This window comes from Bartonella birtlesii IBS 325 (assembly GCF_000273375.1).
Classification (GTDB): domain Bacteria; phylum Pseudomonadota; class Alphaproteobacteria; order Rhizobiales; family Rhizobiaceae; genus Bartonella; species Bartonella birtlesii.
The window spans coordinates 1095249-1116788 of sequence record NZ_CM001557.1 but is presented as its reverse complement, the minus strand read 5'-3'; the positions used below and the strand labels follow the sequence as shown (position 1 = coordinate 1116788).

Here is a 21540-nt window from a genome sequence, read left to right as displayed (position 1 = left end):
AGCCTTATTTTTATTCAGAACATTGTTTTTTAGCAATAATCACAGTTATTCACGGAATTTTTCACTTTTTTTTCAAAATAAATAAAAAAATACTATGAATACGCCCCTTATCGCTGGGAAAATGCCATTGCAAACGAAATTAATGAATCAGTGCGCAATTTGTATTCCTTCATTATCGCTTTCTGACCTCATAGGTACAGGCTCTTTGGAAGGTTCTATCCATTCAATGGGTTCGGGAAAACGAACCAGAGCATATTTCAGAACTTCACTCACATGATTTACTGGAATAATCTCCATATTATTTTTAACATCATCAGGAATATCAACCAAATCTTTTGCATTTTCTTCAGGAATAAGTACTTTTTTTATACCTCCTCGAAGAGCAGCTAGTAGTTTTTCTTTCAAACCACCAATCGGTAAAACACGTCCACGTAAAGTGATTTCTCCGGTCATTGCAATATCTTTATGTACCGCTATCCCTGTTAGCACTGAAACAATTGCTGTCACCATTGCAATTCCAGCTGATGGTCCATCTTTTGGTGTAGCACCCTCTGGAACATGAACATGGATATCACGTTTATCAAAAAGCGGGGGTTCAATACCAAAATCAACAGCACGAAAGCGTACATAAGATGCTGCCGCTGAAATTGATTCCTTCATAATATCACGCAAATTTCCCGTGACAGTCATCTTCCCCTTGCCTGACATCATAACCCCTTCAATGGTCAACAGCTCTCCACCAACTTCTGTCCACGCAAGCCCTGTCACAACACCAATTTGATTTTCTCCTTCAATCTGGTTGTAATGGTAACGCTTAACGCCTAAGAAATCATGAATATTATCTTCTGTAATCTTTACAGATCTCTGATGTGTTTTAAGAATTTTTGTAACTGATTTACGAGCAATCTTCATCAATTCACGCTCAAGACTACGAACCCCCGCTTCACGTGTATAGAATTGAATAATAGATTTTATAGCACCATCAGAAACGTTGAACTCTTTTTTAGACAAACAGTGGTCTTTTAATGCTTTTGGTAAAAGATGCTGTCTAACAATCTCCATTTTCTCAGATTCAGTATAGCCAGCAATACGAATAATTTCCATTCTATCCATTAACGGTCCTGGAATGTTAAGTGTATTGGCAGTAGTAATAAACATGACATCAGAGAGATCATATTCGACTTCCAAGTAGTGGTCAATGAATGTAGCATTTTGCTCAGGATCAAGTACTTCTAATAAAGCTGATGAAGGATCTCCACGGAAATCTTGTCCCATTTTATCAATTTCATCCAGCAAAAAAAGTGGATTAGATTTTTTTGCTTTTTTCATGGACTGAATAATTTTTCCAGGCATAGAACCAATATATGTTCGACGATGTCCACGAATTTCTGCTTCATCCCGCACCCCCCCTAATGAAATACGAACATATTCACGTCCCGTTGCTTTTGCAATAGAGCGGGCTAGTGATGTTTTTCCTACACCAGGAGGACCTAACAAACAAATAATAGGGCCTTTTATTTTTGATGCTCGACTTTGTACTGCTAAATATTCAACGATTCGCTCCTTGACCTTTTCAAGACCAAAGTGCTCATTATTCATAACTTTTTCAGCAAAATCTAAATTGTTTTTAATTTTCGATTTTTTGCCCCAAGGCATTGCCAATAACCAATCAAGGTAATTACGTACAACTGTTGCCTCTGCAGACATAGGAGACATATTTCGTAATTTTCTTAACTCTGCCCCAGCTTTTTCGTGTGCCTCTTTGGAAAGCTTTGTTTTCTTGATACGTTCATCTAATTCAGAGAGCTCATCACGGCTATCATCACCCGTCCCTAACTCTTTTTGAATAGCCTTCATCTGTTCATTGAGATAATACTCTCGTTGATTTTTTTCCATCTGCCGTTTAACATGCGAGCGAATACGCTTTTCAACCTGTAAAACAGAAATTTCTCCTTCCATGAAAGACAAAACACGTTCAAGACGATCGCGTACAGGTAAGAGTTCTAATATTTTCTGCTTTTCTGAAAGCTTAATCATCAAATGAGAAGCGATTGTATCAGCAAGCTTAGAAGGATTATCAATTTGGCCAATAGCATTGACAACTTCAGGAGAAATTTTTTTATTCAGTTTTACGTAATTTTCAAAATAAGTAATTACCGATCTTGAAAGTGCTTCAATCTCAACATCATTCTCTTTCGGTTCTTCTGTAATAGTTGCAAAAGCCTGATGATAATCTTCACTCAAAGCAAATTGGTTAATTTTTGCGCGTGCAGTGCCTTCAACCAAAACTTTTACCGTACCATCAGGAAGCTTCAAGAGTTGAAGAATATTCGCAAAGGTACCAATATCATAAATATCTTCTGATTTTGGATCATCATCAGAAGCATTCTTTTGTGTCGCCAACAGTATTTGCTTATCCACCGCCATTGTTTCTTCAAGAGCGCGAATTGATTTTTCTCGCCCCACAAAAAGCGGAACAATCATATGTGGGAAGACAACAATATCACGAAGAGGCAAAACAGCGTAAACCTCCTCTCTTATTTCATCTGTCTTTTCATCAATATATTGCATAACTCTCCTTTCTGGAGCCTATGAGTCTATCCACTACAAATGCCTATCTTTAGAAAACTTTCAGTTTCACACAACACATGAAGTGGTAACTAGAAACACATAAATCAAGCACTACAACTATAATATCCAAAAACATCCATCCTTAAATGGTGTTCATTATTACTTCTTATATCATACAACGTCATGCCGATACATTTTCTTTATCTTCTGTACGTTCTGAGTAAATATAAAGAGGACACGCTTTTCCATCTGCCACATCACTTGAAATGACCACTTTTTGGACACCTTCAAGTGCTGGTAGTTCAAACATTGTCTCAAGAAGTATCTTTTCCATAATAGAACGTAAACCACGTGCACCGGTTTTACGCTCAATTGCCTTCTTAGCAATAACCCGTAACGCATCTTCATGAAATGTTAACTCAACATTCTCCATCTCAAAAAGACGCTGATATTGCTTTACCAATGCATTTTTAGGTTGTGATAAAATTTGAACAAGAGCGTTAACATCTAAATCCTCTAAAGTTGCTACAATAGGAAGACGACCAATAAACTCTGGTATCAAACCAAACTTTATAAGATCTTCAGGCTCTAAATCACGAAAAATTTCACCAACACAACGCTCATCAGGCGCTTTAACGGTAGCAGAAAAACCAATAGAAGTTTTTTCACCACGCCCAGAAATAATACGCTCTAAACCAGCAAAAGCTCCCCCACAAATAAACAAAATATTTGTTGTATCAACTTGAAGAAATTCTTGTTGTGGATGTTTTCTCCCACCTTGAGGAGGAACAGAAGCAATTGTTCCTTCCATAATTTTTAGCAATGCTTGTTGAACCCCTTCTCCCGAAACATCTCTTGTAATAGAAGGATTATCAGCTTTACGAGAAATTTTATCAACCTCATCGATATAAACAATACCACGCTGTGCACGTTCAACATTATAGTCAGCAGCCTGAAGAAGCTTTAAAATAATATTTTCAACGTCCTCACCTACATAGCCTGCTTCAGTCAATGTGGTCGCATCGGCCATGGTAAAAGGCACATCGATAATACGTGCCAGTGTTTGTGCGAGATAAGTTTTACCGCACCCTGTTGGTCCAACAAGAAGAATATTCGATTTTGCTAACTCAATATCATTGCTCTTAGACTGATGCACAAGTCGCTTATAATGATTATGTACAGCAACAGAAAGAACACGCTTTGCATGTTGCTGACCAATAACGTAGTCATCAAGAACTGTTATAATTTCCTGTGGAGTAGGAACACCATCACGTGCCTTAATCCCAGAAGATTTATTTTCTTCACGAATAATATCCATGCAAAGCTCTACACATTCATCACAAATGAATACCGTTGGCCCTGCGATGAGCTTACGCACCTCATGCTGACTTTTGCCGCAGAACGAGCAATAGAGAGTATTTTTTGATTCGTTCCCGCTATTGCCGATTTTGCTCATTTCTCTTTCCTTTCACCACGATATATGAATACTTCGTCTTTCCAAAGGAAGTTTTTCATAAAGAAAATTATTAAAACATATAAAAAACCTAGGTATCATACTATCTTCAGATGTTTTTCTCTTAATTTTCGCGATACTTTTACAAATTCTTTCTTTAAAGTAGTTCTTTTTTCTATAAAAACTCTTAATCTTTCTCAGTTTCTGCACGGTATTGTATAACATCATCAACTAAGCCAAATTGTTTGGCTTCCTCCGCAGTCATAAAATGATCACGATCAAGAGTTCTCTCAATAACCTCATAATCCTGGCCTGTATGTTGGACATAAATTTCATTTAAACGCTGTTTCATTTTTATAATATCTTGCGCATGCCGTTCAATATCTGAGGCCTGACCCTGAAAACCTCCAGACGGCTGATGTACCATAATGCGCGCATTTGGTAATGTAAAACGGTGACCTTTTGCTCCAGCTGTTAAAAGTAATGATCCCATAGATGCAGCTTGCCCCATGCAAAGCGTAGAAACAGGAGGGCGAATAAACTGCATAGTATCATAAATTGCCATACCGGATGTCACAACACCACCAGGTGAATTAATATAAAGACTAATCTCTTTTTTAGGATTTTCCGCTTCCAAGAAAAGCAATTGTGCACAAACAAGCATTGCCATACCATCTTCAACCGGACCATTAATAAAAATAATCCGCTCTTTTAAAAGACGAGAAAAAATATCATAGGCCCGCTCACCGCGATTGGTTTGTTCAATAACCATAGGCACAAGGCTTAATGCTGTTTTCATTAGATCTCTCATGTTTTTACTTTCTGTTCATATAACAATCGCTCTTTATGCATTCAATGCTCTTTTCCATAGGCTAATAATACTCTCTTACGCAAGCCATAATCAATGCTCTTTAGACAAGATTAAAATTCCAGTGGTTAAAATAGCAATAATAACTCTATCTGAAAAAATCATCTGCATCAGCAATGCGAGACACTGCCCAATGATAAAAACTACCTTTCTTAGGTTTTTGAGTAGTCATCATCTTTCTGTGAATATGAAACCCTATCAAACGTGGATCTGCAAGTAGCTTAACCCCAAAAACTGGATCAAAAATGCGTTCAGTTTTTCGTCCAGTCCAATAATAAAAAGTTTCTTTTTCCTTTGCTTCATGAAAAAAACCATATCGTTTGGCTAATCGTGAAATACCATCATTGCCAAATATTGTAACTCCAAGATTTCCTGGTAAAATTGGCATTTTTTTCCTCTTCAACCAGAATGGTTTCCAAACACGACGTTTAAACCCAAGCCAATGAGGAACCATTTCTGTACTTGCCCAATAATCTTCGAACACCTTTATAATAGGGTTATCAGAAGGAAAATAAAGTGCAGAAACTCCTACTCTTACAGCATTTTCTCGTGCGAGCCAAACCTTATTCGCATCTGGATGAAATTGTTTAACCAAATAAACATCTGTATCTAACCACACACCTTGTTGATATTTCATCAACATAACACGAAAAAAATCCGAAAACTGAACAATTGTACAGCCTTGTTTATCATCAGAAAAATTTGGATCAAGGCGATAAATTGCTGAGCGTGGTAGAATTGATTCGGCTGCATATAATTCAACACCAACAGGGAGATTATCTATTTTTTTGTCATAACTGAAAAGTTTAACACGTTGCCCAGTTTTAACCATGGAGGACAAACAAAGTCTATCAACCAGTCTTAATTTTCCACTATACCAAAAAGTGCAAATATCCATAGGTAATAGATCAAAAATATTCTAAACTTACACGAAAGAGCTGCTCGACATCACGAACACATTCGACAAGAGCAAAAATTACTATTCGATCGCCAGACAAAATACGTGTATCTGCCGAAAGTTGTATTATGGTCTTATTGCGATAAATTGCACCAATTCTTAACCCCTCTGGTAAAGCTAGCTCTGACAATGATTTACCAACCAATGAAGAGGTTTGCATTACTTCAGCTTCAATAATTTCTGCCTGCCCATTAAAAACTGAATGAACAGCACGAATACGACCTCGACGCATTTGTTGCAAAACTCTTGATATCGTAACACTATGTGGATTAAGATAGGCGTCTACACCAACGGCACGGCTAAACTCTTGGTACGCGACATTATTTATCAATACCATATTGGCTTTGCATCCTAATCTTTTAGCGATAATAGCACTTAAGAGATTGACCTGATCTTGGTTGGTCAGTGTAATTATTAAATCGGCCTGATCAATTCCAGCGTCTTGAAGAATTACTGGATCTAATACATTCCCATATAAGACAGTTGTTTTTTCAAGTTGATCAGCGATTGTGAGTGCTCTCTCTCTCTGCGATTCTATAATTTTTAATCTTAATTTATGAAGGCGTTTTTCAATAGCCTGAGCAACATAAAGACCAATGTGACCACCTCCTGCAATAATCATGCGGTGGGCATCTTGCTCTTTATGACCAAAAAGACCAACCGCACGGCGCATCTGATCGCGAGCTGCCACAAGATAAGTTATATCGCCAACACGCAATTGCGTCTTTGAATGTGCAATCAATAATTCTGAACCACGCTTAATCGCTGTCACTGTTGTATGAAGATCTGGAAAAAGCTCCGTTAATTGCCGCAAAGGCGTATTAATAACTGGACAATCTTCCATACATTCCAAAGCTAATGCAACAATATCATCATTACAAAAATAAAGAACATCTATCGCCCCAGGTAGAGCAATACGACGTAGAACCATTTCTCCAACTTCAACTTCTGGTGAAATAACCACATCGATGGGAATATTCTCTCTAGAAAAAAGCGTTTTATAACGCGGTTCTAAATAAGATTGTGAACGAATACGCGCTATTTTTGTTGGGACATTAAATAAGGAATGTGCTACTTGGCAAGCTACCATATTGACTTCATCAAATAAAGTTACGGCAATCAACATATCTGCTTTGTCTGCATCGGCAGCCAAAAGAACCTCGGGCCGTGAACCATGACCAACAAAACCTCTCACATCTAACGTATCACGAATTTTTTCAATCAATCTTGTCTCAATATCAATAACAGTAACATCATGATTTTCAGCGGCAAGACGCTCTGCTATTCCATAACCAACTTGTCCTGCACCACAAATAATAACACGCATAACTTTAAGAAACTCCAAGCGCTTTTAGTTTACGGTGCAAAGCTGAACGCTCCATACCTATAAATTCAGCTGTACGAGATATATTTCCACCCAAACGCCCAATCTGCGCTACCAAATACCTCTTTTCAAATAACTCCCGTGCTTCACGCAACGGTAAATCCATTATACTCTCATCTGTATCCATTTGAATGCGTGGTAAAGAATCGCTTACTTCTCTAGGAAGAAATTCCGCTGTTATTGGGCCATCCCCATCACGCACAAGAATGAGAAGACGTTCAATATTATTGCGTAATTGCCGTATATTACCTGGCCAAGAGTGTGTTTGCAAAATAGCTATCACATCCTCACTAATCTCACGTGGCTTAATCCCAGCCTGCTGTGATATTGTTTTCACAAAATGGCGTACAAGCTCTGGAATATCTTCACGACGCGCTGACAGAGGTGGAACAGTAATAGGAACAACTGACAGACGATGAAAGAGATCTTCTCTAAAGCGTCCATCTGATATGAGATTTTCAAGATTTTGTGCTGTTGAAGAAATGATACGCACATCCACCTTAACACGTTTTGTACCACCAATTCTCTCAAATGTTTGTCCTGTCAAAACTCGAAGTATCTTTCCTTGAGTCTCACATGGCATATCAGCAATTTCATCAAGATATAATATTCCACCATGTGCTTCCTCTAATGCACCGATTTTGCGCTCTCCTCCTTCCATTTCACTACCAAATAATTCTATTTCCATTCTCTCTGGAGTAATCGTTGCAGCATTTATTGTAACAAATGGCCCATTTGAACGCGTGGAAAGTGCGTGAATAGCACGAGCAACCATCTCTTTGCCCGCCCCTGAGGGACCTGTTATCATAACGCGACTATTCGTTGGTGCTACTTTCTCTATGATTTGGCGCAAATGTTTTATAGCGGTTGATGTTCCGAGAAGTTCTAATGTCTCACTCGAACGCTTTCGTAGTTCTAAAAGCTCACGTTTTAAACTTGAGTTTTCAAGAGTTCGTTCCGCAACTAAAACAAGTCGATCAGCTTTAAAAGGCTTTTCAATAAAATCATATGCCCCTCGTTTTATAGCAGAAACAGCTGTCTCAATATTACCATGACCAGAGATCATAACCACCGGAAGAGCAGGATAGCGCGTTTTAATCTCATCAAGTAGTGCTAGCCCGTCAAGACGGCTCCCTTGTAACCAAATATCTAAAAAAATAAGCTTTGGGATACGTGCATTAATTTGTGCTAAAGCTTCATCAGAATTACAGGCAACACGTGTTTCATAACCTTCATCATCTAAAATACCAGCAACAAGCTCACGAATATCTGCCTCATCATCAACAATTAAGATATCTGACACCATTCTATTCCCCTATTTTACAACCTGTAGCTTGTGTAATACTACCTTGCTTAACCCCATCCGCCGGAAATATCAAACGGATCATTGCACCACGGCCATCATAAAAACTCTTCGGCGCATCATGTAACTCCATCGTACCACCATGATCTTCAATAACTTTGCGTACAATAGCTAACCCAAGCCCAGTTCCCTTTTCTCGCGTTGTGATATAAGGTTCTAATAGTTTTTGTCTTTGCTCTTTAGGAAGTCCTTTACCGTTATCAATAACATCTACAACCACACATCCTTTCTTACAATAAGAACGTACAAAAATATGACCGTGGATATTTTCTTCTCGCATAACAGAATCTATCGATTCGCTAGCATTTTTAATAACATTACAAAAGGCTTGCACAATGAGACGATTATCAAATGCGCCCAAAAGTGCTGTACTCCCCAAATCTTGCTCAAAATAAATATCATGGCGTGTAACTTCTATCAAGAAACATGCTTCACGCAGCAATCCACGGATATCTAAAACATTCATCTGCGGTTTAGGCATACGTGCAAAAGAAGAAAACTCATCAACCATACGCCCGATATCTCCAACTTGGCGAATAATCGTATCGATACAGCGTTCAAAGACTTCTCGATCTTGTGTAATAACTTTGTTGTAACGTTTACGAATCCGTTCAGCCGATAATTGAATAGGTGTAAGTGGGTTTTTAATTTCGTGTGCAATACGGCGTGCAATATCCGCCCATGCAGATGTACGTTGTGCCGCAACAAGATCTGTAATATCATCAATGGTTAGAACCCAAGATTGCCCCTGTCCGTCATCCTCTTCCATGGTAATTTGTACATTACAAACACGTTCCTGTCCTGCCACACTTAAAGTGACCTGTTCACGGTGATTTTTACGTTCTAGCGAACGCGCAAATTGAAAAACCTGCCAAATTTCAGCACTTAATGATAATAAGCTGTGTCCAATAACTTCTTCAGAACAAATATCAAACATTGTTTCCATAGACCTATTGATAATTGTAATATCGCCATTATCATCAATACCAGCTACCCCTGCTGTTACGCCAGACAAAACAGCTTCAGAAAAACGTCTTCTTTCATCAATTTGATCGCGCACTGCAATCAACTCATTACGCCGACTTTTTAATTCACTGACCATATAATTAAATGTTTTCGATAGCTGCCCTATATCCCCATCTTTTGCTCGTACTGGCACAAAAATTTCCATATCTCCAGCAGCTACATTATCAGCAGCACTAATAAGAAGACGTATAGGACGCACCAAACGATCAGCAACAGCAATACCAGCCCAAATAGCTGATAAGAATAAACTAAAAAAAAGGCACAGATAAAGCATACCAAATGCGATTTGTGTTAGCAGGCGGTTTTCATTTAAATCACGGTAACGATCTGTATTGACTTCTGTCAAACGCAAAGCAGATAAAACTTCTTTATCAACATCGCGTACCAAATACAAAAATGTGTTGGGAATATTCGTAAATTTTAAAATAATACCAAAATAATCATGAATCCCTGGTTGAAAAGAAAAAGGCCTAGCACTCGTTGCAAGCTCAATAAGATGCGAGGGAGGAATCGGCAACTTATCCTCATCACCAAGATTACTCGATATAAAAATAGTCCCGCTTGCACTTAACAAAAATGCACCACGCAAATTGCGCCCTATAGCATGACGTGTCAATTGCATCTTATATTCAGCAGGATTGCGCTCTAAAAGCTTTTTGTTATCAAGTGCAAAAGCCATAGCGTAGGATAAATTTTTCAAATTTTGTAGCATTTCATCCGCATAAGCATTCGCTAAATCGATAGAAGAGCCGACAATTTGCCGTGTTGTCGTATCAAACCATCGGTCGAGTCCTAAATTCAGTGCAGGCCCCGACACAAGAGCTACAGCAACAGCTGGCATTGTTGCAACAAGTGCAAATAACGAAATAAGACGCACATGAAGACGAGAACCTGCGCGTCTTGAGCGCCACGCACGAATGATGGGGACCATCTCATAAAAAACAATAATCACGAGCCCTAAAACCCAGACACTGTTAATTCCTATAAGAATGAGAGTGACAGCTCTACTGGGAACAACAGGCGTTAACCCAATAAGAATGATAAATGAAACAGATGCTGTGAGCAAAGCCAACACAATAATTGTGATGCCTAAAAAAACATAAACCTTACTTAAGCGATACAACTCATCGTTATAAGCATTTTTATCTCCCTCTTGGAGATTTGTTACAGATACTGTATTCATGATTAGTTTACATATCCTTATCCCATTGCCTCATATAACCTCTTGTAGCAAAAATTGACAAGATCGGTATCACATTTAAAATAGAGAGCTAATCTATTAAGAGAGAAAGAACTTCTATATTTTTTAAATATCTTTAAAATAAAATGCATTCAGTAATAGTTTATAGAGGAGATGAGATGCGGTTAACTAAACAGACAAATTATGCACTCCGAATGCTTATGTACTGTGCAGATAATCAGGGATCTCTTAGTCGTATTTCAGAAATTGCCAAAGCATATGCCGTTTCCGAACTTTTTTTATTTAAAATCCTTCAACCACTTGTTGAAGCAGGTTTTATACAAACAGTACGCGGGCGTAATGGTGGCGTTAAATTAGCTAAACCCGCAGCAGAGATTTCGGTAGCTGATGTTGTAAAAGTCACAGAAGATAACTTTTCCATGGCAGAATGTTTCGATACTGCAGAATCTCATTGTCCATTGATAGATTTTTGTAGTTTAAATACTGCACTTCAAAAAGCATTAAATGCTTTTTTTGATGTATTATCAGTGATATCCCTTGCTGATCTTCAACGACCAACCTTTCAAAATAAATTCAAAACCAATAATCATAAAACAATAAACTAAAATATAAAAAGGAGATTAAATATTTCTATTGCAGCGATTATATTAGCCGCTGGACGCGGGAAAAGGGCAGGACCTCCACAGAAAATTCCAAAACAATATCGACTTTTGGGAAAAGAACCGGTTATTTGTCATACTGTACGTTGTTTTTTACAACATCCAGCTATTACAAAGATTGTTCTTGTTGTTCATCCAGAAGACCATAAAATCTGTGAAAAAGCTATCGCAGATTTTAAAGAACAATTCATTATCATTGAGGGAGGTGAGACGCGACAAATCTCTACCTTACATGGGCTTCATGCACTTAAAAATTTAAAGCCCCAATATGTGCATATCCATGATGGTGCGCGCCCCTTTATTGAAAAGCAACTTTTAGAAAGAATTCATGCCAGCATCAACCATCGAGAAGGTATTCTTCCCGTTCTCGCTGTTTCTGACACTCTCAAACGTGTAAATAGTGCACATCATGTTTTAGAAACAATTCCACGCACTCATCTTTATAGTGCACAAACCCCCCAGTGTTTTCCCTTTGACCTCATCTTAGCTGCTCATGAAAAAGCAAAACAAGTTGGCAAAAAAGATTTTACTGATGATTGTGCAATCGCAGAATGGTTTGGAATTCCTATACGTACTGTTCTTGGTGATCCTAATAATATAAAAATTACATGGCACGAAGATTTTAACACTGCACATTTATATCTCCAGAAAAAAATGCAGATATTTCCTGATATCCGCACCGGAAATGGTTATGATGTTCATTCTTTTGAAGAGGGAACTTTTCTTACATTATGTGGCATAAAAATTCCTTTTCATAAAAAATTAAATGGACACTCTGATGCCGATGTCGCTCTTCATGCTTTAACAGATGCCCTTCTCGCGACTCAGGGAGCAGGAGATATCGGCACCCATTTTCCTCCCTCTGATCCTCAATGGAAAAATGAATCATCAGAAATTTTTCTCCGTCATGCTCTTGATATTGTTAAACAAGCAGGTGGTCGTATCGCCAATGTTGATATCACGTTGATCGCCGAAGAACCTAAAATCGGCCCCTATCGTCAAACAATGAGAGAAAATCTTATGCGTATTCTCACAATTTCATCCGATCGAATTTCCATTAAAGCAACAACAAATGAAAAACTCGGATTTATTGGTCGTGGTGAAGGTATAGCAGCTTTTGCAACAGCGAGCGTCCTTTATCTAGGAGAAATTCCCAAATGACATATTTTTGTGAAAAACGAGCACGTGAAGTCCTTACAGCATGTCATCAAAAAGGTTTGCTTTTAACCACTGTTGAATCTTGTACAGGAGGCCTCATTGCTGCAAATCTTACACATATTGCAGGGTCATCAGATGTATTTGATTGTGGATTTGTTGTTTATTCAAATGAATCGAAAACACGCCTTGTTGGCGTATGCGCTGAACTTATAGAAAAATACGGTGCTGTTTCAAAGGAAGTTGCTCTTGCAATGGCTGAAGGTGGATTAAAATACTCACAAGCTGAAATTTCTGTTTCTGTAACAGGAATTGCTGGTCCTGGAGGAGCAGGCCTTAATAAACCTGTAGGGCTTGTACATTTCGCTGTTGCTTATAAAAATCATAAAACTTTGCACCAAGAGATGCACTTTGGAAATCTAGATCGTGATACCATACGTCAAAAAACTGCTGAACAGGCTTTAGAAATGGTCTTGAAATCTCTCAAATAAAAATTTTCGCATCTGATTCTGGGATTGCTTATCACCTGCAACTATAGTCCACATTGTATAACTTACCAATGAGTGTCATGCAAAAACGTTAACGGAATAAATTATATTACTGGAGGGCCATAAATTTGATGCGCACGCATTTCAAAAGCATCGGTGAATTTGTGAAAAGCAATATCAAACATTGAACCCATCACCAGCTTAAGCATTTTGCTTTTAAATTCATAATCAATAAAAAACTCTACATTACATGCATTACTACTCTCAATATCATGAAATGCCCAACGATTTTCAAGATACTTAAATGGGCCATCAATATATTTAACCTCTATCAAAGTTTTCTTTGGCTGAAGAAATACTTGAGTCGTGAAAGTTTCTCGGATAACCTTGTAGCCAACTATCATGTCAGCAAGAAGTAATGTCTTCTCCTCATATTCTTTGCGAGAGCGAATTATTAAGGCTTCACACATTGGTAAAAATTCAGGATAACGTTCAATATCTGCAACCAGATCAAACATTTCATTGGCACTATGAGAAATCTGCCGATGTGTTGTAAAAGTTGGCATAATTATCTCTGTAAAGCAAATTTTTCATCACGCGCCTTTTGCAAAATTGCGAAATCATCACCTGCATGATGAGATGAACGCGTCAGAGGATTAGAAGCCATATGTAAAAAACCCTTCACTTTACCAATCTTAGCAAAAGACTCAAATTCTTCAGGAGGCACAAAACGAATAACCGGATGATGCTTTCGTGTAGGCTGCAAATATTGCCCAATTGTCATAAAATCAACATCCGCAGAACGTAAATCATCCATCAATTGAAGAATTTCATTCCGCTCTTCTCCAAGGCCAACCATAATTCCTGATTTTGTAAAAATTGTTGGATCGAGTTCTTTAACGCGTTGTAATAACCGAATTGAATGAAAATAACGCGCTCCTGGACGGACCTTTAAATATTTAGAGGGAACTGTTTCTAGATTATGATTAAAAACATCAGGTTTAGCAGCAACAACAATTTCTAAAGCTTTATCTTTATGGCGAAAATCAGGTGTGAGAACTTCAATCGTTGTCTTGGGAGCTTTTTTACGAATAGCGTAAATAACTTTCGCAAAATGTTCAGCACCACCATCAGCAAGATCATCACGATCAACCGATGTAATCACGACATGCTTTAATTCCATCCGTGTAACAGCATCTGCCACACGTTCTGGCTCGTTCTCATCAACAGCAAGAGGAATACCTGTTGCAACATTACAAAATGCACAAGCCCGCGTACATATTTCACCCAAAATCATAAAGCTGGCATGACGCTTGCTCCAACATTCACCAATATTGGGGCATCCTGCTTCTTCACATACGGTCACTAATTTATGAGCACGGACAATACCATGCGTTTCTTTATAAATCGGTGATGTTGGTGCTTTTACGCGAATCCAATCCGGCTTTTTTTGAATGCTCGTATCGGGACGATGTGCCTTTTCAGGATGACGCAAACGTCTATTCGTAACTCTATCAACAACCGTAACCATTTAAACCTTTGCCTTATCAATATGGCATACCCATGAAATATAAATTTTTCATACAATCATGTCATCAAGCATTTAAAACTTGACCATAAGCATCCAACACACTTTCTTTCATCATTTCCGATAAGGTCGGATGCGGAAAGACAGTGTGCATCAATTCTTCCTCGGTTGTTTCAAGATTCATAGCAATGACAAAACCTTGAATCAGCTCTGTTACCTCTGCTCCTACCATATGTGCACCAAGAAGCTGTCCTGTTTTTTTATCAAAAATAGTTTTCACTAATCCTTGATCTTCACCCAAAGCAATCGCTTTGCCATTTGCTGAAAAAGAATAACGACCAACATGTATATCATAACCAGCTTCTTTTGCGGCCGCTTCTGAAAACCCTACAGAAGCAACTTGCGGTGTACAATATGTACAGCCTGGAATTTTTCTCTTATCAAGTGGATGAACATTCTGCAATCCTGCGAGACGTTCAACGCATATCACACCTTCTTCTTCTGCTTTATGTGCTAACATAGGAGGACCAGCCACATCCCCAATAGCATAAATACCCTCTACCCCAGTCCAACTCCATTCATCGGTTACGATACACCCGCGTTCAGTTTTTATACCAAGGGCATCCAATCCCAGATTCTCAATATTACCTTGAACCCCAACAGCTGAGAACAAACGATCAGCTGTAATTGTTTCTGTCTTATCCTTAACATCAATATATGCAATAATAGAATCAGAAGCTTTTTCGACTTTCATTACTTTTGCTTGCGTGAGAATTCGTATACCTTTTTTCTCTAACTGTTTACGAGCAAATGTTGAAATTTCAACATCCTCAGCAGGCATAATATGAGGCATCATTTCAACAACAGTTACTGTCGCTCCCATATCATGATAAAAAGAGGCAAATTCAATACCAATTGCTCCAGACCCCATTACCAAAAGCGATTTCGGCATTGACTGTGGGATCATAGCTTCAAAATAAGTCCAAATAAACTTTCCATCTGGCTCAATACCGGGAAGAACACGAGGACGCGCACCCGTAGCAATAATAATGTGCTTTGCTTGATAAGTTCCTTCCCCTAATGTACCTTTAGGCACTGGATTTTGTGGTTGCATAATCGGTTTGGACGATGGAGAAACCATAATTTCCGTGAGGTGGCTTCCTTCTACCTTCTTGGTAAGCTTTGCTTCACCCCAAATAATATCAATTTTGTTTTTTTCATCAAAAAACCAACACCAGCATTTAAGCGCGCTGAAACTGCACGCGAACGTGCTACAATATCTTTTATATTTGCTTCAATTGAACCATTAAGCTTCAATCCATAATCCTTCGCATGTTGAGCAAAATGCTTTATTTCTGCTGATCGTAAAAGCGCCTTTGTTGGAATACACCCCCAATTTAAGCAAATCCCACCCAAATGTTCACGTTCAACAATCGCCGTCTTGAAGCCACATTGTGCCGCACGAATTGCGGTTACATATCCGCCAGGACCCGACCCAATCACAACCACATCATAAAGATTTGCCACAGTAATCCCTCCACGGATATACAAAAAATAGATATGTATTCTTTGAATTTAAGACAGAAAAAATAGAGTAGAATTCTTTGTATCTTTCATACTAATTTTCATATAAATAATTTTAACAAAATAAGACATAGAAAAAATTTTACCATTCAAACCCTTTAAATTTGTTTTTCTCATATTAACATACCATACCTATAAATAATTTACGTAAAGTACTTTTAAACAGCTCAAATAAGCATTGCTAATGGATTCTCAATTATCTTCTTAAAAGTCCGCGCAAGCTCTGCTGCCAACGCACCATCAACCACACGATGATCAGCAGAAATTGTAACTGACATAACCGTCGCAACCACCAATGCACCATTTTTAACAACAGCCCGTTGCTCACCTGCTCCAATCGCAAAAATCGTCGCATGCGGCGGATTAAGAATAGCAGAAAAACTTTTCACACCATACATCCCCATATTTGATACAGCTGTTGTTCCCCCCTGATATTCTTCCATTTTTAATTTGCGCTCACGCGCACGCTTTGCAAAGTCCTTCATCTCATGAGAAATAATCGATAAAGATTTTTCTTCTGCATGGCGAACAATTGGTGTAATTAATCCATTTGCAACAGATACAGCTACCCCAACATCACAATGTTTGTGATGAAGTATTCCATCCTCAAGCCAAGATACATTGGCATCAGGAACTGCCTTCAAAGAAAGTGCTACTGCTTTAATAATCATATCGTTAACGGAAAGTTTGTAAACAGGCGTAGCCCCTTCTTGCATCTTAACCATTGATGCTGCAGCATTCAATTGCGTACGCAACTCCAATAACGCATCGAGTTCACAATCTAGAGTCACGTAGAAATGTGGTATTTTTTGCTTTGATTCCACCAAACGTTTAGCGATTGTTTTACGCATATTATTATGAGGTGTGAATGTATATTCATCCTCTTTGAAGAGTTGCAATATCTGTTTATCAGAAGCAGCTGCCACTATCGGCTGTTCAATTTGTGATGAGCCAGAAGTCTTCAAAATACCACTACTCACGGCTTTTTCTACATCACGCTTGATAATACGCCCATGGGGACCACTCCCAGTAACAAGTGATAAATCAAGATCCGCATGAGCCGCTAATCGCCGCGCTAAGGGAGAAGCAAAAAGGCGTATGTCTTTTTTATCTTTTTCTACTAACTGCTGATTCAGCGATACAGGAGACACCTGTGCTGTCTTTAAATCTTCCTGTTTTGCATCTTTTGATTCTTTGATTGCAAAAGAAGAAGAAGTTTCTTCTGCAATCTTTACAGCCTCAGCCAAATCCTCGCCCTCTTTTGCTAAAATGACAATTAAACTATTTACTTTAACGCCTTGTGTTCCAGCAGGAACAACGATCTTAGCAACTGTTCCCTCATCAATAGCCTCAACTTCCATCGTTGCCTTATCTGTCTCAATCTCAGCAAGAACATCACCAGAAGAAACTTTATCGCCTACCTTAACATTCCATTTTGATAAATTTCCTTCTTCCATCGTTGGAGAAAGCGCTGGCATTGTAATTTTAATGGGCATAGTGCTCTCCTCCGTTATGCTCTATAAGTCACAGCCTTAACGGCTTTAACAATTTCAGCAATGCTTGGCAAAGCCAACTTTTCAAGATTAGCAGCATAAGGCATGGGAACATCCTTGCCAGAAATTGTAGCAACTGGAGCATCAAGATAATCAAAAGCCTGTTGCATAACACGCGTTGCTATTTCCGTCCCAACAGATGACTGAGGATATCCCTCTTCAATTGTTACCAAACGCCCCGTTTTTTTCACTGAAGAAACAATCGTTGGAAGATCCATCGGACGAATAGTCCGTAAATCAATCAATTCAACATCAATACTAAGTTTTTCAATTTCTGGTAATGCTTGAACCGCATAGTGCATGCCAATCCCACACGCAACAATCGTAACATCTTGTCCAAACTTATGAATACGTGCTCGACCAATAGGTAAAACAAAATCATCAATTTGAGGAACCTCAAATTGATGACCATATAAAATCTCATTTTCAAGGAAAATAACAGGATTATCATCACGAATAGCAGCTTTAAGCAAACCTTTTGCATCTGCAGCACTATAAGGCATCACAACTTTAAGACCTGGAATATGACCATACCAAGCAGCATAACACTGAGAATGCTGCGCCCCAACACGCGCAGCCGCACCATTGGGACCACGAAAAACCATAGGAGCGGTCATTTGTCCACCAGACATATAACGCGTTTTTGCTGCAGAATTGATAATTTGATCAACTGCCTGCATAGCAAAATTAAATGTCATAAACTCAACAATGGGACGCAATCCTCCAAAAGCAGCACCAACAGCCAATCCCGCAAAACCGTGCTCTGTGATTGGTGTATCAATAACCCGCCGTGCTCCAAATTCTTCCAATAAACCCTGACTCACTTTATAAGCGCCTTGATATTGTGCGACTTCTTCCCCCATGAGAAAAACCATTTCATCACGTCGCATTTCTTCAGCCATCGCCTGATTAAGCGCTTCACGCACCGTCATCGTAACCATTTTTGTCCCTGCTGGAACAGCAAAATCAGGAAGAGTATTCAAAATAGGAAACTGTGGCAGCGGTGAAGAAAAAGAAGATATATTCCCAGTCTTTTGATGTACATTTGAAGAATCGGTCGTTTGTGAAAGATCTTTAACAGTTTCACCTTCCTCTAACAATACCGCAATAACAGTATTAACCTTTACCCCTTCAGAACCTTCAAGCACACAAATTTTACCAAGAATACCTTCATCAACAGCCTCTACTTCCATCATTGCTTTATCTGTCTCAATTTCAGCAATGATATCACCGGAACTCACCTTATCGCCTTCTTTCTTTAGCCATTTAGATAATTTACCTTCTTCCATCGTTGGTGAAAGCGCCGGCATCAAAATATCAATAGACATACTTGCTTCCCTCGCATCAAACTAAAACATCCGTATAGAGCTCAGAAGCATCCGGCTCTTGATTACTTTGCGCAAAATCCGCCGCATCTGCAACAATCGCACGCACTTCTTTATCAATAGATTTTAAATCATCTTCATTGGCAAAGCCTCGTTGAAGAATTCGATTCTTTACTTGATCAATTGGATCATGTTCCTCTTTTATTTTTTGAACCTCTTCTTTTGAGCGATATTTTGCTGGATCAGACATTGAGTGACCACGATAACGATAAGTCTGCATATCGAGAATGATCGGTCCTTTACCCGAACGTGCCCAAGATATTGCTTCATCAGCAGCCCCTTTTACTGCTCGAACATCCATACCATCAACAACAATGCCCGGAATTTCAAAAGAAAGACCACGGCGAGAAAAATCAGTTTCTGCCGATGCACGTGCGACGGACGTTCCCATAGCGTACTGATTATTTTCAATAATATAAATAACAGGAAGTTTCCAAAGCGAAGCCATATTAAAGCTTTCGTAAACTTGTCCCTGATTGGCAGCACCATCACCAAAATATACCAATGTCACATTGTCTTTACCAAGATACTGATTCGAAAATGCCAAACCAGAACCTATCGGAACCTGTGCTCCAACAATGCCATGCCCACCATAAAAATTCTTCTCTTTAGAAAACATATGCATAGATCCCCCTTTTCCCTTGGAGAAGCCCCCTCGGCGTCCCGTGAGTTCTGCCATAACACCACGCGGACTCATACCAACCGCTAACATATGCCCATGATCACGATAAGATGTGATAACTTGATCACCTTCTTTTGCTGCCAGCAATGTTCCAATAACAACAGCTTCCTGTCCAATATAAAGATGACAAAATCCACCTATCAGCCCCATACCATAAAGCTGCCCCGCCTTTTCTTCAAAACGGCGTATTAAAAGCATTTCACGATAAGAATCCATTTCTTCTTGTTTTGTAAAATCAGCTACTGGTGCTCTCTTTGTGGTATTCGATAATGTCGTGTGCACCACCGATGCAGAACCTTTTTTAGATCTTTCTGCCATACTAAACTCCCTTTTATGATTGTCTAGGAATAACCTTTACGCACAAAAGTTACAAGTATTATCAATCAGCTCAATCGTTATAACAAGCAGTTGTTTCAAAATATTGTTTGAAATGAAACGGCCTCTTATTTACTTTTCTTTACAAGGTATTAGAATCGTTAGTTCATTTGGCTTGGAAAAATTCAAATTTCTTCGAACGTATTCATCCAACATATCTTTTTCAATATGCCCACTGCGTAAAAGAGAAATACGCTTTTCAATGGACACTCGCTCAGATTCTAATTGATGGAGTTCCGCTTCTAATTCAATAATATATTGGTTAACTTCACTGCGTGAATATAATCCATACTCACCATGATAAATATGATAACTGAAATAACTCAAAACTCCCACCGTCATAAGTGGGAGCACAAAGCGTATTTTTATTGATCTGCGTTTCTGCTTTGTCCACATAAAATAGCACAATCTTTACAGCGTAATAATTTTAAATTTCGCTAACTATGTATAATTTGCATAATTTTGATTAATACCTCATTACCAAATTTATACATATAGACGATTTGCCACTATACGCTGAACAGCTATATTATAACAAAGCTATGCTATATTGCCTACTTGTATATTATAATATTTGGCAATTACTAATTCATAACTCTATTTCCGTTTTTATCAGTAAATTTTCCTGTTAAAATAAATATCAAATCAATACTGCTCCAAATCGCACTCGCTACAAGCCCAATAACTGATAAAGAAAGAAGAAGCATTAAAATACCCGTTTCCAACTTTACCAACTATAAAACGGTGAATTCCCAAAAAACCCAAAAACCGACAAAAAATCGCAACGAACACTTGTGAGTGTTCTGATAGTTGTTGCCCCAAAAGAGGGACGACAGATTTTATAGTATCCCCTTCACACACAAAGTCAATGGCATCACCAATCTTTGGTGGACTTTTTCCTAACCACTCCCAACTCGAGAATTGATAGCGTTTACTATCATCACCCGATACGAAATAAACACTTTGATCTTGACCAATAATTCTACCTCTCATTTTTACTTTCCCACCTCTAAAATTGTTATTTATAAAATAAATTTTTGCTCTCTATTATAAGACAACAATGTTGCCTAACATGAACACAAGCTGCACTCACCATAATAAATTTGATAACTGAAATAACTTGCAATTCCCCAATAATTTAAAATCCCTCCATTGCTATAACTAGCTAATACAAAACAGACAAGCACACTTGTACAGCTGTTTTATTATTCAATAAAACATGCACAGTCTTTTTTTATTCTTAAGAAAACTATGTATGAGTTTTTCAATACTTAGTAAATGTATATAATACAGTCGCTTCTCATTAC

16 protein-coding genes and 2 pseudogenes are annotated in these 21540 nt (G+C 38.4%); 3 read left to right on the top strand and 15 right to left on the bottom strand.

What is annotated here, in order from left to right; genetic code table 11:
* Positions 1-147: 147 nt before the first annotated feature.
* The 7 genes from lon to QWU_RS05395 all read right to left on the bottom strand — a co-directional run bounded on the left by lon (position 148) and on the right by QWU_RS05395 (position 10806).
* Positions 148-2571, bottom strand: coding sequence for an endopeptidase La (lon, locus tag QWU_RS05425; RefSeq protein WP_006589343.1), 2424 nt, complete (start codon positions 2569-2571; stop codon positions 148-150).
* A 181-nt stretch (positions 2572-2752) separates the two neighbouring features.
* Positions 2753-4027, bottom strand: a complete 1275-nt coding sequence (clpX, locus tag QWU_RS05420) for an ATP-dependent Clp protease ATP-binding subunit ClpX (RefSeq protein WP_006589342.1) — start codon at positions 4025-4027, stop codon at positions 2753-2755.
* Between the two features lie 184 nt (positions 4028-4211).
* Positions 4212-4835, bottom strand: coding sequence for an ATP-dependent Clp endopeptidase proteolytic subunit ClpP (clpP, locus tag QWU_RS05415; RefSeq protein ID WP_026017311.1), 624 nt, complete (start codon positions 4833-4835; stop codon positions 4212-4214).
* Between the two features lie 145 nt (positions 4836-4980).
* Positions 4981-5790 carry a glycosyltransferase family 32 protein gene (locus QWU_RS05410; RefSeq protein ID WP_006589340.1) on the bottom strand — a complete coding sequence of 270 codons (810 nt, stop codon included), beginning with the start codon at positions 5788-5790 and terminating at the stop codon, positions 4981-4983.
* A 10-nt stretch (positions 5791-5800) separates the two neighbouring features.
* On the bottom strand, positions 5801-7177 hold the full coding sequence (trkA, locus tag QWU_RS05405; RefSeq protein WP_006589339.1) for a Trk system potassium transporter TrkA: 1377 nt from the start codon (positions 7175-7177) through the stop codon (positions 5801-5803).
* 4 nt (positions 7178-7181) lie between these two features.
* Positions 7182-8540: a nitrogen assimilation response regulator NtrX gene (ntrX, locus tag QWU_RS05400; RefSeq protein ID WP_006589338.1), complete on the bottom strand. Its 1359-nt coding sequence runs from the start codon at positions 8538-8540 to the stop codon at positions 7182-7184.
* 1 nt (position 8541) lies between these two features.
* Positions 8542-10806 carry a sensor histidine kinase NtrY-like gene (locus QWU_RS05395; protein WP_006589337.1) on the bottom strand — a complete coding sequence of 755 codons (2265 nt, stop codon included), beginning with the start codon at positions 10804-10806 and terminating at the stop codon, positions 8542-8544.
* 176 nt (positions 10807-10982) lie between these two features.
* Here QWU_RS05395 and rirA point away from each other — a divergent pair, with 176 nt between their 5' ends.
* The 3 genes from rirA to QWU_RS05380 are packed head-to-tail and all read left to right on the top strand — an operon-like array spanning position 10983 to position 13129.
* Positions 10983-11429, top strand: a complete 447-nt coding sequence (gene rirA, locus QWU_RS05390) for an iron-responsive transcriptional regulator RirA (protein ID WP_006589336.1) — start codon at positions 10983-10985, stop codon at positions 11427-11429.
* Between the two features lie 21 nt (positions 11430-11450).
* Positions 11451-12644 (top strand): bifunctional 2-C-methyl-D-erythritol 4-phosphate cytidylyltransferase/2-C-methyl-D-erythritol 2,4-cyclodiphosphate synthase, encoded by a 1194-nt coding sequence (locus QWU_RS05385; protein WP_169313104.1) that lies wholly within the window; start codon positions 11451-11453, stop codon positions 12642-12644.
* On the top strand, positions 12641-13129 hold the full coding sequence (locus tag QWU_RS05380) for a CinA family protein (RefSeq protein ID WP_006589334.1): 489 nt from the start codon (positions 12641-12643) through the stop codon (positions 13127-13129). Before QWU_RS05385 ends, QWU_RS05380 begins: the two co-directional genes overlap by 4 nt.
* 101 nt (positions 13130-13230) lie before the next feature.
* Here the strand turns inward: QWU_RS05380 and QWU_RS05375 are convergent, their stop codons facing one another.
* The 8 genes and pseudogenes from QWU_RS05375 to QWU_RS09205 all read right to left on the bottom strand — a co-directional run bounded on the left by QWU_RS05375 (position 13231) and on the right by QWU_RS09205 (position 21226).
* Positions 13231-13692: a type II toxin-antitoxin system RatA family toxin gene (locus QWU_RS05375; RefSeq protein ID WP_006589333.1), complete on the bottom strand. Its 462-nt coding sequence runs from the start codon at positions 13690-13692 to the stop codon at positions 13231-13233.
* A 2-nt stretch (positions 13693-13694) separates the two neighbouring features.
* Positions 13695-14657, bottom strand: coding sequence for a lipoyl synthase (lipA, locus tag QWU_RS05370; protein WP_017196351.1), 963 nt, complete (start codon positions 14655-14657; stop codon positions 13695-13697).
* A 64-nt stretch (positions 14658-14721) separates the two neighbouring features.
* A pseudogene (lpdA, locus tag QWU_RS09210) lies at positions 14722-16181 on the bottom strand (dihydrolipoyl dehydrogenase).
* 224 nt (positions 16182-16405) lie between these two features.
* Positions 16406-17734, bottom strand: a complete 1329-nt coding sequence (locus QWU_RS05360) for a pyruvate dehydrogenase complex dihydrolipoamide acetyltransferase (RefSeq protein WP_006589330.1) — start codon at positions 17732-17734, stop codon at positions 16406-16408.
* Between the two features lie 14 nt (positions 17735-17748).
* On the bottom strand, positions 17749-19119 hold the full coding sequence (locus tag QWU_RS05355; RefSeq protein WP_006589329.1) for a pyruvate dehydrogenase complex E1 component subunit beta: 1371 nt from the start codon (positions 19117-19119) through the stop codon (positions 17749-17751).
* Between the two features lie 16 nt (positions 19120-19135).
* Positions 19136-20176, bottom strand: a complete 1041-nt coding sequence (gene pdhA / locus QWU_RS05350) for a pyruvate dehydrogenase (acetyl-transferring) E1 component subunit alpha (RefSeq protein WP_006589328.1) — start codon at positions 20174-20176, stop codon at positions 19136-19138.
* 129 nt (positions 20177-20305) lie between these two features.
* Positions 20306-20629, bottom strand: a complete 324-nt coding sequence (locus QWU_RS05345) for an FtsB family cell division protein (RefSeq protein ID WP_006589327.1) — start codon at positions 20627-20629, stop codon at positions 20306-20308.
* A gap of 188 nt (positions 20630-20817) precedes the next feature.
* A pseudogene (locus QWU_RS09205) lies at positions 20818-21226 on the bottom strand (TM2 domain-containing protein).
* Positions 21227-21540: the final 314 nt, after the last annotated feature.

What these genes read in the sequence shown, in the direction of transcription:
- lon (WP_006589343.1), bottom strand. Translation starts at nt 2,571, where the DNA reads ATGCAATATATTGATGAAAAGACAGATGAAATAAGAGAGGAGGTTTAC.
- clpX (WP_006589342.1), bottom strand. Translation starts at nt 4,027, where the DNA reads ATGAGCAAAATCGGCAATAGCGGGAACGAATCAAAAAATACTCTCTAT.
- clpP (WP_026017311.1), bottom strand. Translation starts at nt 4,835, where the DNA reads ATGAGAGATCTAATGAAAACAGCATTAAGCCTTGTGCCTATGGTTATT.
- QWU_RS05410 (WP_006589340.1), bottom strand. Translation starts at nt 5,790, where the DNA reads ATGGATATTTGCACTTTTTGGTATAGTGGAAAATTAAGACTGGTTGAT.
- trkA (WP_006589339.1), bottom strand. Translation starts at nt 7,177, where the DNA reads ATGCGTGTTATTATTTGTGGTGCAGGACAAGTTGGTTATGGAATAGCA.
- ntrX (WP_006589338.1), bottom strand. Translation starts at nt 8,540, where the DNA reads ATGGTGTCAGATATCTTAATTGTTGATGATGAGGCAGATATTCGTGAG.
- QWU_RS05395 (WP_006589337.1), bottom strand. Translation starts at nt 10,806, where the DNA reads ATGAATACAGTATCTGTAACAAATCTCCAAGAGGGAGATAAAAATGCT.
- rirA (WP_006589336.1), top strand. Translation starts at nt 10,983, where the DNA reads ATGCGGTTAACTAAACAGACAAATTATGCACTCCGAATGCTTATGTAC.
- QWU_RS05380 (WP_006589334.1), top strand. Translation starts at nt 12,641, where the DNA reads ATGACATATTTTTGTGAAAAACGAGCACGTGAAGTCCTTACAGCATGT.
- QWU_RS05375 (WP_006589333.1), bottom strand. Translation starts at nt 13,692, where the DNA reads ATGCCAACTTTTACAACACATCGGCAGATTTCTCATAGTGCCAATGAA.
- lipA (WP_017196351.1), bottom strand. Translation starts at nt 14,657, where the DNA reads ATGGTTACGGTTGTTGATAGAGTTACGAATAGACGTTTGCGTCATCCT.
- QWU_RS05360 (WP_006589330.1), bottom strand. Translation starts at nt 17,734, where the DNA reads ATGCCCATTAAAATTACAATGCCAGCGCTTTCTCCAACGATGGAAGAA.
- QWU_RS05355 (WP_006589329.1), bottom strand. Translation starts at nt 19,119, where the DNA reads ATGTCTATTGATATTTTGATGCCGGCGCTTTCACCAACGATGGAAGAA.
- pdhA (WP_006589328.1), bottom strand. Translation starts at nt 20,176, where the DNA reads ATGGCAGAAAGATCTAAAAAAGGTTCTGCATCGGTGGTGCACACGACA.
- QWU_RS05345 (WP_006589327.1), bottom strand. Translation starts at nt 20,629, where the DNA reads ATGTGGACAAAGCAGAAACGCAGATCAATAAAAATACGCTTTGTGCTC.